The sequence below is a fragment of the Paraburkholderia sp. BR10936 genome (genome assembly GCF_040965735.1).
GTDB lineage: Bacteria > Pseudomonadota > Gammaproteobacteria > Burkholderiales > Burkholderiaceae > Paraburkholderia > Paraburkholderia nodosa_A.
The window spans coordinates 58807-71327 of the sequence record NZ_JBFRCM010000029.1 but is presented as its reverse complement, the minus strand read 5'-3'; the positions used below and the strand labels follow the sequence as shown (position 1 = coordinate 71327).

Annotated in this window: 7 protein-coding genes and 2 pseudogenes; 3 read left to right on the top strand and 6 right to left on the bottom strand. The window is 65.5% G+C overall.

Annotated elements, in window-relative coordinates:
• The coding region (locus AB4Y36_RS36945) for an FAD-dependent oxidoreductase (protein ID WP_368685583.1) at window positions 1–496 on the top strand (496 nt) is incomplete at its 5' end.
• 33 nt (window positions 497–529) lie between these two features.
• Here the strand turns inward: AB4Y36_RS36945 and thpR are convergent.
• The 4 genes and pseudogenes from thpR to AB4Y36_RS36925 all read right to left on the bottom strand — a co-directional run.
• Complete coding sequence (thpR, locus tag AB4Y36_RS36940) at window positions 530–1090, bottom strand: RNA 2',3'-cyclic phosphodiesterase (protein WP_069268241.1); 561 nt, start codon at window positions 1088–1090, stop codon at window positions 530–532.
• 157 nt (window positions 1091–1247) lie between these two features.
• Window positions 1248–2714, bottom strand: a complete 1467-nt coding sequence (locus AB4Y36_RS36935) for a glutamate synthase subunit beta (RefSeq protein WP_069268240.1) — start codon at window positions 2712–2714, stop codon at window positions 1248–1250.
• Window positions 2715–2818: 104 nt separating this feature from the next.
• On the bottom strand, window positions 2819–7519 hold the full coding sequence (locus AB4Y36_RS36930; RefSeq protein ID WP_368610404.1) for a glutamate synthase-related protein: 4701 nt from the start codon (window positions 7517–7519) through the stop codon (window positions 2819–2821).
• A gap of 650 nt (window positions 7520–8169) precedes the next feature.
• Window positions 8170–8859, bottom strand: a pseudogene (locus AB4Y36_RS36925) (transposase); the annotation flags it as partial.
• Window positions 8860–9048: 189 nt separating this feature from the next.
• On the opposite strand from AB4Y36_RS36925, the gene AB4Y36_RS36920 reads away from it, so the two are divergent.
• Both AB4Y36_RS36920 and AB4Y36_RS36915 read left to right on the top strand, forming a co-directional pair.
• The gene (locus AB4Y36_RS36920; RefSeq protein WP_133186264.1) at window positions 9049–9768 is read left to right on the top strand and encodes an OmpW family protein; all 720 of its coding nucleotides are present in this window, start codon (window positions 9049–9051) and stop codon (window positions 9766–9768) included.
• A gap of 374 nt (window positions 9769–10142) precedes the next feature.
• Complete coding sequence (locus tag AB4Y36_RS36915; RefSeq protein ID WP_069268237.1) at window positions 10143–10517, top strand: YqjD family protein; 375 nt, start codon at window positions 10143–10145, stop codon at window positions 10515–10517.
• 36 nt (window positions 10518–10553) lie between these two features.
• Here the strand turns inward: AB4Y36_RS36915 and ugpQ are convergent, their stop codons facing one another.
• Window positions 10554–11312, bottom strand: a complete 759-nt coding sequence (gene ugpQ, locus AB4Y36_RS36910; RefSeq protein ID WP_368685582.1) for a glycerophosphodiester phosphodiesterase — start codon at window positions 11310–11312, stop codon at window positions 10554–10556.
• A 49-nt stretch (window positions 11313–11361) separates the two neighbouring features.
• A pseudogene (locus AB4Y36_RS36905) lies at window positions 11362–12495 on the bottom strand (deoxyguanosinetriphosphate triphosphohydrolase); the annotation flags it as partial.
• Window positions 12496–12521: the final 26 nt, after the last annotated feature.

The window sequence follows — 12521 nt, the reverse complement described above, 5'->3', positions numbered from 1 at the left end:
CGGGGAGAGCGCGGCGCTCGGAGCGCCGCTTGGCGTGCGCGTGCCGTTGTATCCGGTGAAAGGCTATTCGGCCACGCTGCCCGTGGTCGACGAGCAGAAGGCCCCGCGCGCCGCGCTCATGGACGAGTCGCTCAAGACGGCGATCACGCGCTTCGGCCCGTATCTGCGTGTGGCGGGGACGGCGGAACTGGGCGACCACCGCGCGACGCTGCGCGAGCAGGCGCTGCAAACGCTCATGAAGGTGCTCGACGACTGGTTCCCGCACGCCGCGACGCCTTCGTCGGCGCAATTCTGGGTGGGGCGCCGGCCGATGGTGCCGGACGGCGCGCCGCTGCTCGGCACGTCGGGCGTGGATGGCCTGTGGCTGAACGTCGGGCACGGCTCGACGGGCTGGGCGATGTCGATGGGTTCGGGCCGCGTGCTCGCGGACCTCGTCACGCAGCGCGCGCCGGAAATCGATCTCGATGGATTGACGCTGGCGCGGTATCGCCACTAAGCGTCGGTCGAGACTCCAACGCACGGCGACACCTCAATCGAGCGCGACGCTCGCCAACGCCTCGTAGCGCGCGCCCTGCCTCGCCAGCGTGCTCGAATACAGCACCAGCGACTCGAAGCACAACGGCGGCAGCGCTTCGCCGCCGCTTGGCGCCGGCGCGCCCACGGCGTCGCGCGCGAAGCGCGCGAGCGTCACATGCGGGCGGAACGCTCGCGCATCGAGCGGCAATCCCACGTCTCCCATGAGTGAGCGCACGTGCCAGTCGAGCGCCGTGAACGCATCCGACATCGCGAGCACGGCCACCATGAGGCGCGGATGGGCGCGTCCCGGCCAGCATTCGATATGCGTGACTTCAGCGGGCGGGAGGAGCGGCGCGTGCTCGGCGAGGCGCCGCGAGAGCACGTGTCCCTGGTCGAACGACATTGCGCCGATGAACGTCACTGTCAGATGGAGTTGCGCATAGGGCACGCGCCGCGCATTGGGCGGCACGTCCAGCGCGGCGAGCGCATCGCGCGACGCCGCAGTGGGCGAAAGCGCGATGAAGCAGCGCCGCCATTGCTGCGTGTCACGATCGGTCTCGCGGGCTTCGGACATGATCGGCGGGCCTCGTTCGGTCGGGCAATCGCGTCATGGTAATCCTCTCGCGCGCAGACGTAAAAAAGCCGGGTCATCCTTGCGGATGCCCGGCTTTCTGGCTTCGTGTCTCCTGCCGTCTCCCGTGCGTCCCAGCGAATAGCGGGACACACCGGATTTAACGCGGCAACTCCGAGCTGCCCATCAGGTACGCATCGACCGAGCGCGCGCATTGACGGCCCTCACGGATCGCCCACACCACGAGCGACTGGCCGCGGCGCATGTCGCCGGCGGTGAAGACCTTGTCGACCGACGTGTAGTACGCCTTCTCGCCCTCGGTCGAGGCACGCACGTTGCCGCGCGCATCCTTCTCGACGCCGAATGCTTCGAGCACCGGCGAAACCGGCTGCGTGAAGCCCATGGCGAGCAGCACGAGATCGGCCTTCATTTCGAATTCCGAGCCTGGCACTTCGACCATCTTGCCGTCCTTCCACTCCACACGTGCGGCGATCAGCTTCTCGATCTTGCCGTTCTTGCCTTCGAGGCGCTTGGTGGCGACCGACCAGTCGCGCGAGCAGCCTTCGTCATGCGACGACGACGTGCGCAGCTTGATCGGCCAGTACGGCCACACGAGCGGCTTGTTCTCTTCCTCGGGCGGCTGCGGCAGCAGTTCGAACTGCGTGACGCTCTTCGCGCCGTGACGGTTCGAGGTGCCCACGCAGTCGGAACCCGTATCGCCGCCGCCGATCACGACCACATGCTTGCCCTTGGCGAGCAGCTGGTTCGGCAGCTTGTCGCCGGCGTTGACCTTGTTCTGCTGCGGCAGGAACTCCATGGCGTAGTAGATGCCTTCGAGTTCACGGCCCGGCACCGGCAGGTCACGCGGCGTTTCCGAACCGCCTGCGATCACCACGGCGTCGAACTGGTCCTTCAGTTCGTCCGGCGAGATCGTTTCCTTCGCCGTGTTGCCGATGTACGCAGGCAACTCGCCACGGCCGATGAACACGTTGGTGCGGAACGTCACGCCTTCGGCCTCCATCTGCCGCATGCGGCGGTCGATCAGCCACTTCTCCAGCTTGAAGTCGGGGATGCCGTAGCGCAGCAGGCCGCCGATACGGTCGTTCTTCTCGAACACCGTCACGTCGTGACCGGCGCGCGCGAGCTGCTGTGCGGCGGCGAGGCCCGCGGGGCCCGAACCGACCACGGCAACCTTCTTGCCCGTCTTGTGCTTCGCGACTTGAGGCGCGACCCAGCCTTCGGCCCAGGCCTTGTCGATGATCGCATGCTCGATCGACTTGATGCCGACCGGGTCGTCGTTGATGCCGAGCGTGCACGCCGCTTCGCAGGGCGCCGGGCAGATGCGGCCCGTGAACTCGGGGAAATTGTTCGTGGAATGCAGGACGTCGATCGCGCTCTTCCAGTCCTGGCGGAACACGAGGTCGTTGAAGTCCGGAATGATGTTGTTGACCGGGCAGCCGTTGTTGCAGAACGGGATGCCGCAGTCCATGCAGCGTGCGCCCTGGATCTTCGCGTCGGCGTCGGAGAGCGCCGCCACGAATTCCTTGTAATGCTTCACGCGCGTGAGCGGTGCTTCGTACGCCTCATGCTGGCGCTCGAACTCGAGAAAACCGGTTGCCTTACCCATAGGGTTCTCGTCTATCTCTATCTATTCGGTGAGGGGACCGCGCCCGCCGCCGCTTCAGTGAGCGCGGCGGGCGCTTCGTCTTCGTTCAGTCGTCGTCTTGCGGATCAGGCGGCCAGTTCTTCCTGGTTCGCCTTCTTCGCGCCGAGTTCGCCCAGTGCGCGCTTGTATTCCGTCGGGAACACCTTCACGAACTGGCGGCGCGCCGCATCCCAGTTCTCGAGCAGCGCCTTGGCGCGCGTCGAGCCCGTGAACTGGAAGTGACGCTCGACGAGTCCCTTGAGCAGCGCTTCGTCGGTCTGGCCCGTGTGCCACAGTGCGCGGTCCACAGTGCGCTCCTGTTCGGCCTGCTGCAGGACCGGGTCGAGCGCGACCATCGACTTGTTGCACTTGCCGGCGAAGGTGCCGTCCGGGTCGTACACGTAGGCGATACCGCCCGACATGCCCGCCGCGAAGTTACGGCCCGTTTCGCCGAGCACGACCACCGTGCCGCCCGTCATGTATTCACAGCCGTGGTCGCCCGTGCCCTCGACGATCGCCGTCGCGCCCGAATTACGCACCGCGAAACGCTCGCCCGCCACGCCGCGCAGGAAGGCTTCGCCTTCGAGTGCGCCGTACATCACCGTGTTGCCGCAGATGATGTTTTCTTCGGACTTGCCGCGGAAGTCGTTGGTCGGACGGATGATGATGCGGCCGCCCGAGAGGCCCTTGCCGACGTAGTCGTTGCCGTCGCCCACGAGGTCCAGCGTGATGCCGCGTGCGAGGAACGCGCCGAAGCTCTGACCCGCCGTGCCCTTCAACTGGATGTGGATCGTGTCTTCCGGCAGACCGTCGTGGCCGTACTTCTTCGCGACGACGCCCGAGAGCATCGCGCCAACCGTGCGGTTCACGTTGCGCACCGGCTGGATGAACGAGACGTGCTCGCCCGTTTCGATCGCCGCCTTCGCCTTCTCGATCAGCGTGTGATCGAGCGCGCGGTCCAGACCGTGGTCTTGCGTGTCGACGTGCTTCTTCGCGACTTCTGCGCCGACCGACGGCTGGTAGAACACGCGCGAGAAGTCGAGACCCTTCGCCTTCCAGTGCTCCACGCCACGGCGCGTGTCGAGCAGATCCGCGCGGCCGACCAGATCGTCGAACTTGCGGATACCCAGTTGCGCCATGATTTCGCGGACTTCTTCAGCGATGAAGAAGAAGAAGTTGACGACGTGCTCGGGCTGGCCCGAGAACTTGGCGCGCAGCACCGGATCTTGCGTCGCCACGCCGACCGGGCAGGTGTTCAGGTGGCACTTGCGCATCATGATGCAGCCCTGGACGACGAGCGGCGCCGTCGCAAAGCCGAATTCATCCGCGCCGAGCAGCGCGCCGATCACCACGTCGCGGCCCGTCTTCATCTGGCCGTCGGCCTGCACGCGGATACGGCCGCGCAGCTGGTTCAGCACCAGGGTCTGCTGCGTTTCCGCCAGACCGAGCTCCCACGGCGTGCCGGCGTGCTTGAGCGACGAGAGCGGCGAGGCGCCCGTGCCGCCGTCGTGACCGGCGATGACGACGTGGTCGGCCTTGGCCTTCGCCACGCCGGCTGCCACCGTGCCCACGCCCACTTCCGACACCAGCTTCACCGAGATCGACGAAACCGGGTTCACGTTCTTCAGGTCGTGAATCAGCTGCGCCAGGTCTTCGATCGAGTAGATGTCGTGGTGCGGCGGCGGCGAAATGAGGCCCACGCCCGGCACCGAATAACGCAGCTTGCCGATGTACTCCGAAACCTTGTGGCCCGGCAGCTGACCGCCTTCGCCCGGCTTCGCGCCCTGCGCCATCTTGATCTGGATCTGGTCCGCCGACGACAGGTACTCCGCCGACACGCCGAAGCGGCCCGACGCCACCTGCTTGATCTTCGAACGCAGCGAGTCGCCATCCTTGAGCGGGATGTCCTTGACGACTTCCGGCCCAATGATCGACTGCATCGTGTCGCCGTTCTTGATCGGAATGCCGCGCAGTTCGTTGCGGTAGCGCTTCTCGTCTTCGCCGCCTTCACCCGTGTTCGACTTGCCGCCGATGCGGTTCATCGCAACGGCCAGCGTGGCGTGCGCTTCCGTCGAGATCGAGCCGAGCGACATCGCGCCAGTCGCAAAGCGCTTGACGATTTCCTTGGCCGGCTCGACGTCGTCGATCGAGATCGCGCGCGCCGGGTCGAGGCGGAATTCGAACAGACCGCGGAACGTCATGTGGCGCCTGGTCTGATCGTTGATCAGGTGCGCGTATTCCTTGTACGTCTGGTACGAGTTGCTGCGCGCCGAGTGCTGGAGCTTGGCGATCGCGTCCGGCGTCCACATGTGGTCTTCGCCGCGCACGCGGTAGGCGTACTCGCCGCCCGCGTCGAGCATGTTGGCGAGAACCGGGTTGTCGCCGAATGCGTCGCGGTGCAGACGGATCGCTTCTTCAGCCACTTCGAACAGGCCGATGCCGCCCACCTTCGAGGCCGTACCCTTGAAGTACTTGGCGATCAGATCGTCAGCCAGACCGACGGCTTCGAAAATCTGCGCGCCCGTGTACGACATGTACGTGGAGATGCCCATCTTCGACATCACCTTGAGCAGGCCCTTGCCCACTGCCTTGGTGAAGTTGTAGACGGCCTTCTCGCCCGACAGGTCGCCCTTGAGGCCCTGCGCCATCTGCGCGAGCGTTTCCATCGCGAGGTACGGGTGCACGGCTTCCGCGCCGAAACCGGCGAGCAGCGCGAAGTGGTGCGTTTCACGCGCCGAACCCGTTTCCACGACGAGACCCGTGCTCGTGCGCAGGCCGTGCTGCACGAGGTGCGAGTGGATCGCCGAGGTGGCGAGCAGCGCGGGAATCGCGACGTTGTCGCGGTCCGCGCGGCGGTCCGACACGATCAGAATGTTGTAGCCCGACTTGACCGCATCGACGGCTTCCGCGCACAGCGACGCGAGACGCGCTTCGATGCCTTCCTTGCCCCAGGCCACCGGATAGCAGATGTTCAGCTCGTAGCTGCTGAACTTGCCGCCCGTGTACTGCTCGATCGCGCGGATCTTCGCGATGTCCTTGAAGTCGAGCACCGGCTGCGACACTTCGAGACGCATCGGCGGGTTGATGTTGTTGGTGTCGAGCAGGTTCGGCTTCGGGCCGATGAACGACACGAGCGACATCACCATGTTTTCACGGATCGGGTCGATCGGCGGGTTCGTGACCTGCGCGAACAGCTGCTTGAAGTAGTTGTAGAGCGTCTTGTTCTTGTTGGACATGACCGCCAGCGGCGAGTCGTTGCCCATCGAACCGACCGCCTCTTCGCCCGACATCGCCATCGGCGCCATCAGGAACTTGAGGTCTTCCTGCGTGTAGCCGAACGCCTGCTGACGGTCGAGCAGCGCGGCGGCTTCGGCGCGCGCGGTCGCGACGTCTTCCGCCTTCGGCTCGATCTCGTCGAGCTTGATGCGCACGGCGTCGATCCAGCTCTTGTACGGCTTGGCGTTGGCGAGGTTGTCCTTGAGTTCCTTGTCGTCGATGATGCGGCCGTGTTCCATGTCGATCAGGAACATCTTGCCCGGCTGCAGACGCCACTTCTTGACGATCTTCGACTCGGGGATCGGCAGCGTGCCGGCTTCCGACGCCATGATGACCAGGTCGTCGTCCGTGACGATGTAGCGCGCCGGACGCAGACCGTTACGGTCGAGCGTCGCGCCGATCTGGCGGCCGTCGGTGAATGCGATCGCGGCGGGGCCGTCCCACGGTTCCATCATCGCAGCGTGGTATTCGTAGAACGCCTTGCGGTTCTCGTCCATCAGCGTGTGCTGTTCCCAGGCTTCCGGGATCATCATCATCATCGCGTGGACGAGCGGGTAGCCCGCCATCACCAGCAGTTCGAGACAGTTGTCGAACGATGCGGTGTCGGACTGGCCCGGATAGATCAGCGGCCAGAGCTTGGGCAGGTCGTCGCCGAGCACGTGCGAGGCGATCGCGCCGGTACGGGCGTTCAGCCAGTTCACGTTGCCCTTCACGGTGTTGATTTCACCGTTGTGGGCGATCATGCGGTACGGGTGAGCCAGTTCCCACGCCGGGAACGTGTTGGTCGAGAAGCGCTGGTGCACGAGCGCCAGTGCCGACACCACGCGCTCGTCCTGCAGGTCGCGGTAATACACGCCAACCTGGCCTGCGAGCAGCAGGCCCTTGTAGACGACCGTGCGCGCCGAGCACGACGGCACGAAGTATTCCTTGCCGTGCTTGAGCTTGAGCGCCTGGATGCGGTGGCTCGCGGTCTTGCGGATGATGTACAGCTTGCGCTCGAGCGCGTCCGTAACCATCACGTCCTTGCCGCGGCCGATGAAGATCTGGCGGATCAGCGGCTCGCTAGCCTTCACCGTGGGCGAGATCGGCATGGCGTGATCGACCGGTACGTCGCGCCAGCCCAGCACGACCTGGCCTTCTGCGCGCACCGTGCGCTCGAGTTCCTGCTCGCAGGCGAGACGCGAGGCGTGTTCCTTCGGCAGGAAGATCATGCCGACGCCGTACTCGCCGAACGGCGGCAGCGTCACGCCCTGCTTGGCCATCTCTTCGCGGTAGAACGCGTCCGGAATCTGGATCAGGATGCCCGCGCCGTCGCCCATCAGCGGATCGGCGCCCACAGCGCCCCGGTGGTCGAGGTTCTCGAGAATCTTCAGGCCTTGCTGAATGATTTCGTGGCTCTTCTTGCCCTTGATATGGGCGACGAAACCGACGCCACAGGCGTCGTGTTCGTTTTGCGGGTCATAGAGACCTTGCGCGGCGGGCACCGCGGCGCGCTGCTGGTGATCGTTCATGGGGACACCGTCAGAGTGGGGCCGTTGCCAGCCGTTGAATCCGTTTTCTTGATTTACGCCGCTTACGTGACCGCTGTACGGCGTTGCGCGGGTACTACGTGCTTCCCGCGTTATGCGCCCAGGAGAGCCGAAAGGCGAATATACGCGACGAATCAAGGGGATGCAAATAAAACGTGATGTTCGAACCCCAATTATCGAGTTGGTGCATTCGCACATTTTTTTATTGGGGTCACATTAAATTGGAGCAAAAGAAAACGGCATCCGGGGATGCCGTTTATTTCGTAAACACTTGATCCGAAAAGCAATCAGTGAGTGCCGGTGCCCGGCTTGCGCTCGTCGTGTTCCGAACTCGAACCGGAGGAGCCTCCGCTGCCGGAACCCTGCGAACCACCGGAATGGCCGCCCGCGCCACCCGGATTTCCACCCGATGTTGTAGCCGAACCACTCCCAGGGTGACCTCCTCCCTGCGTCGAGGTCGGGCCAGCCGGGTTGGCGCCGGCGTGCGAGGTAGAATGGGGGCCAGATTGTGTCGCGCCATGGCTCGCCGGCTGACCACCGGCCCCGCCCGATCCGGCCGCAGGCGTCGAAGCCGGGCTCGCGGTGGCCGCGGCGCCAACGGCGCCCGGCGTCGCCGCAGGCGTGCCTGGCGCCTCGCGCACCTTGCGCGGGCGCCCACGCGGCAGCGGCGAGACGCGCCGGTTCGCCGTGCGCGACGCCCAATCGCGGTACGTGTCGCTGCCGAGCACCCAGCCCTTGAGCGTGGCCTGCATGAGCTGTGTCGTTTCGCGTTCGTCGAGCACCTGCTCGCAGAGTTCGCGATACGCGCGCTGACGCTCGAAAGGCGTATTGCCGAGCGCCCAGTACAGCGGATGGTCGGTGATGAGGCTGTCGACGGTGAGGCCGATGTGATGCCGGTAGCTCGACCATCGATAGTCTTCGGGCGCCGTCACGAGGTGGCTGCGCACCGGTGCGAGCTCGACGACGCGGCTCGCCAGCAGGAAGAAGCGCTCGCCCTCGATGACCGTCGCGCGGTAGCGCCCCTCCCAGAGCGTGCCGCGACGCGCATAGCGCCGGTTGAAATGCGCCACGTAGCGCCGGCCGACCGCCTGCATTGCCTTGGGCAGGCTGGATTCGTCGGAAGGCGTGACGAGCAGTTGCACCGCGCCGGGCATCAAAACCCACGCATGCACCGCCAGATGATGATCGCGCGCCGCGGCCTTCAGGCAGTCGATGAACAGTTCGTAGTCCTGGTCATCGACGAACGCGGGCTGCTGATCGAGTCCGCGCAGGATCACATGCTGTGGCTGATCGGGAACATAAAGACGTGCAAGCCGTGCCATGCTCGATTTTCCTGGTTCCGTTGGTGAATACCCGCAGACCCGCCAGGCCCCACCAGCGCTAGTTCTCGCTGGCATGCGGCTTCGGCGGAAAGCTCGCGGCGCTTAGTAAAAAAGCTCTAACGGTCGCGTCTGGTTTGTTGCAAACGTTGTGTTCATAATGAGCGGGCCTTTCATGGAGGAGCAATTAATATGAAATTAAAACAGGCGCTGGCAGGGGTCGCCGCGCTCGCCAGTTTCACGGCGGCACACGCACAATCCGCAAACACGTTCTACGTCACCACCGGCTGGTTCCGCTTCATGCCGCAGGACACCAGCGATCCGCTCAAGATCGACAGTGTCGGCGGCACGCCCGTCAACATGGCCATTCCGAACACCGGCGCCAGCGTCGGCTCGGCCGACACCGTGGGCTTCTCCCTCGGCTACTACATCACCGACCACTTCGCGACTGAAGCCGAACTCGGCATTCCGCCGAAGTTCGATATTTCCGGCGGCGGCAGCTTCAGCAGCTTCGGCAAAGTCGGCTCGGCGAAACTGTGGAGCCCCGCGCTGCTGTTCAAGTACTACTTCAACAGCCCGGAAGCCAAATTCCGTCCTTACCTCGGCATCGGCGTGACCTACGCCTGGTTCACCGACGCGAAGATAACCAACGGCTCCTTCGAAAACGGTGTGCTTGGGGGTCCGACCAGTGTTTCGACGGATCGTTCCTGGGCCCCCGTGTTTAACCTGGGCTTCAACTACAACTTCACGAAGCACTGGTTCGCCGGTTTCTCGCTCTCGTACATTCCGATCAACGTGACGGCTACGTACAACACGACGCTGAACAACCAGTTCGGGACGCAGCGCGTTGCGGAATCGAAGATTCACCTGAACCCGCTCGTGACGTACCTGAAGGTCGGCTACAACTTCTAACGCGCTGCAGCGCCACGCAGTACCTCGCGCCGGCCCTTCGCCTCGCCCTTGCGGCGTCTGGCGGAGGGCGGCGTTTCCCGCCCGGCCGTGCCCTTCCCGTCTGCGCGTCTCCATCGATTCTCCCCGCCTTCGCATGGGCTTATCCTGATTCTATGCCTCTGCGAAAAAGCGTGCTGTCCCCGTAATCACCTGTTTTGTCACCAGAGAAGGAAGCCCCGCCTGGCGGGCGTTTGCGCCCGGCTCGCTGCGCGCGTTCAAGGCTCGGGCACTGGAATTGCGCAATACTTGCACTCCGGTCCTCGCCCTCCCGCGCCCTTTTTCGTGCGCGCCGCGGCGAGCCTTTTACCTGTGACTTTTCAACGACGGAGCCATACATGAGCGCCTTTCCGAACACGCGAGAAGCCCTCGGAGATTCCTGGACGCGCACGAGCCGACACGCGCGGCGCATTGCACGCCGCGGCCGCAGCGCCGCCGCCGATATCACCGACGAGTTGCGTGATCTGCTCGCCGAGCTGGAAAACACGCTGGGCGAAGGAACCCAGGCCGATGCAGCTGCGCTGCGCGCCGACATCCGCAAGCGTCTGGACGCCGCCCGCGAGCGGCTCGAAGTCGCGCGTGCAGCCGCGCGCGACCACACTGACGCGGCCATCGCCGGCGCCGACGACTACGTACACCGCAATCCCTGGCAGGCCGTAGCGATTGCCGGCGGCGTCGCGCTGGTACTGGGCGCGCTGCTCTCGCGCCGCTGAAGGAGGAGCCGGGCACCGGCCGCCCGGCCCGGGGCCTCAGGCGTCGAGCGCGTGCGGCCCGATCAGGTCGATACGGTCGGTGCAGACCGTATCGACGCCCCAGCTCACGAGTTGGCGAGCGCGGTCGAGTTCGTTCACCGTATAGGCGAGGATGAAAAGCCCCGTCGACTTGATGCGCTCGACGAGCGCCTCGTCCAGATGGCGATGGCTCGCATGCAGCGACACACACTCGAGCGCCGCCGTCTGCTCGCGCCAGTCGGCGGGCACCCGCTCGAATAGCAGCCCGCGCGGCAGTTCCGGCGCGCTCTCGCGCGCCGCCTCGAGCGCCGCATAAGAGAACGACGACAGCAAAGGCGGCGTGCCTGCCCGCGCTTCGCTCTCCCATAGGCGCGCCGTTTCGGCGCCGACAATGCGCCCTGTCTCCACGTCGCGACCCGCGCAGGGCTTGATCTCGACATTCGCCGCAAGCCCCAGTTCGCGACAACACGCTGCGACTTGAGCGAGCGTCGGCATTGGCTCGCCCGCAAAACGCGCGTCCCGCCAGCTTCCCGCGTCCAACGCGGCAAGTTCCGCATAGCGCATGGACGCGGCCGCGCCGTGCCCGCTCGACGTGCGATTCACCGAGTCGTCATGGAGCAGGAACGCGACGTTGTCGACGGACAGCCTGGCGTCGAACTCGACCATCTTATGGCCGAGGCTCGCGCCGGTGTGCAGACCCGCCAGGGTGTTCTCGGGCGCGAGCGTGCCGCCCCCTCGGTGCGCGGCAACGCGCGGATACGGCCAGGACTTGATCAAATCGGCTCCCGGAATCGGCAGGGGCGGTGAGAGGGGGCGAGCCGTGCCCTCAAACGTCATCGGCGACGACGAAGAGGCGGCGGTACTCCTTCAGGGCATAGCGGTCGGTCATGCCCGCGATGTAATGCGCGATCAGCCGCGGCTGCACGGCGGCGTCCTGCGTCTGGTACGGCGGCGGCAGCAGGCGCGAGTCTTCGCTGAACGCCTCGAACAGCCCCTTCACCACGCGCCGCGCTTTGTTGGCCATGCGCATCACGCGATAGTGGCGGTACAGGTTGCGGTACAGGAAGCGCTTGAGCGCCGCCGCCTGCGCGGCCACGTGCTCGCTGTGCGCGACGAGCGCAGGCGCCGCGCGCACGTCGTCGAGCGACTGCGGCGCGCACTCGGCGAGATTGCGTCGTGTCTGCCCGATCAGATCGACGATCAGCGTGTTGATGATGCGCCGCACCGTCTCGTGAATCAGCCGACGGCCCTCGATCTGCGGATATTCGGCGCGCGCGGCGTCGTAGTGCGTTTGCCAGAGCTCGACCTCGGCGAGTTGCTCGATGGTGAGCAGGCCCGAGCGCAAGCCGTCGTCGACGTCGTGGTTGTTATAGGCGATTTCGTCGGCGATGTTGGCGATCTGCGCTTCGATGGACGGTTGCCGGCCGAGCAGAAAACGCTCACCCAGATCGCCCAGATGCCTCGCATGCTCACGCGAGCAGTGCTTGAGAATGCCTTCGCGCGTCTCGAAGCACAGGTTCAGGCCATCGAACGCGCCGTAGTGCTCTTCGAGCTCGTCCACGACCGCGAGACTCTGGAGATTGTGCTCGAAGCCACCGTGCTCGCGCATGCACTCGTTGAGCGCGTCCTGGCCCGCATGGCCGAACGGCGTATGGCCGAGGTCGTGGGCGAGCGAGATCGCCTCGACCAGATCCTCGTTCACGCGCAGGTTACGGGCGACCGAGCGGGCGATCTGCGCGACTTCCAGGCTGTGCGTGAGCCGCGTGCGAAAGAGATCGCCCTCGTGATTCACGAACACCTGGGTCTTGTACTCGAGGCGGCGAAACGCCGTGGAATGGACGATGCGGTCGCGATCGCGCTGGAACTCGCTGCGCGCGGCGGGCGGCGGCTCGGGATAGCGCCGCCCGCGCGTGCGCGAGGCGTGCGCCGCGTAAGGCGCGAGGCCCGCCTCGAATGACGCGATCAGCGCGGCGCTGGCGTCGCCGC

What these genes read in the sequence shown, in the direction of transcription:
- AB4Y36_RS36930 (WP_368610404.1), bottom strand. Translation starts at nt 7,519, where the DNA reads ATGAACGATCACCAGCAGCGCGCCGCGGTGCCCGCCGCGCAAGGTCTC.
- thpR (WP_069268241.1), bottom strand. Translation starts at nt 1,090, where the DNA reads ATGTCCGAAGCCCGCGAGACCGATCGTGACACGCAGCAATGGCGGCGC.
- AB4Y36_RS36935 (WP_069268240.1), bottom strand. Translation starts at nt 2,714, where the DNA reads ATGGGTAAGGCAACCGGTTTTCTCGAGTTCGAGCGCCAGCATGAGGCG.
- AB4Y36_RS36920 (WP_133186264.1), top strand. Translation starts at nt 9,049, where the DNA reads ATGAAATTAAAACAGGCGCTGGCAGGGGTCGCCGCGCTCGCCAGTTTC.
- AB4Y36_RS36915 (WP_069268237.1), top strand. Translation starts at nt 10,143, where the DNA reads ATGAGCGCCTTTCCGAACACGCGAGAAGCCCTCGGAGATTCCTGGACG.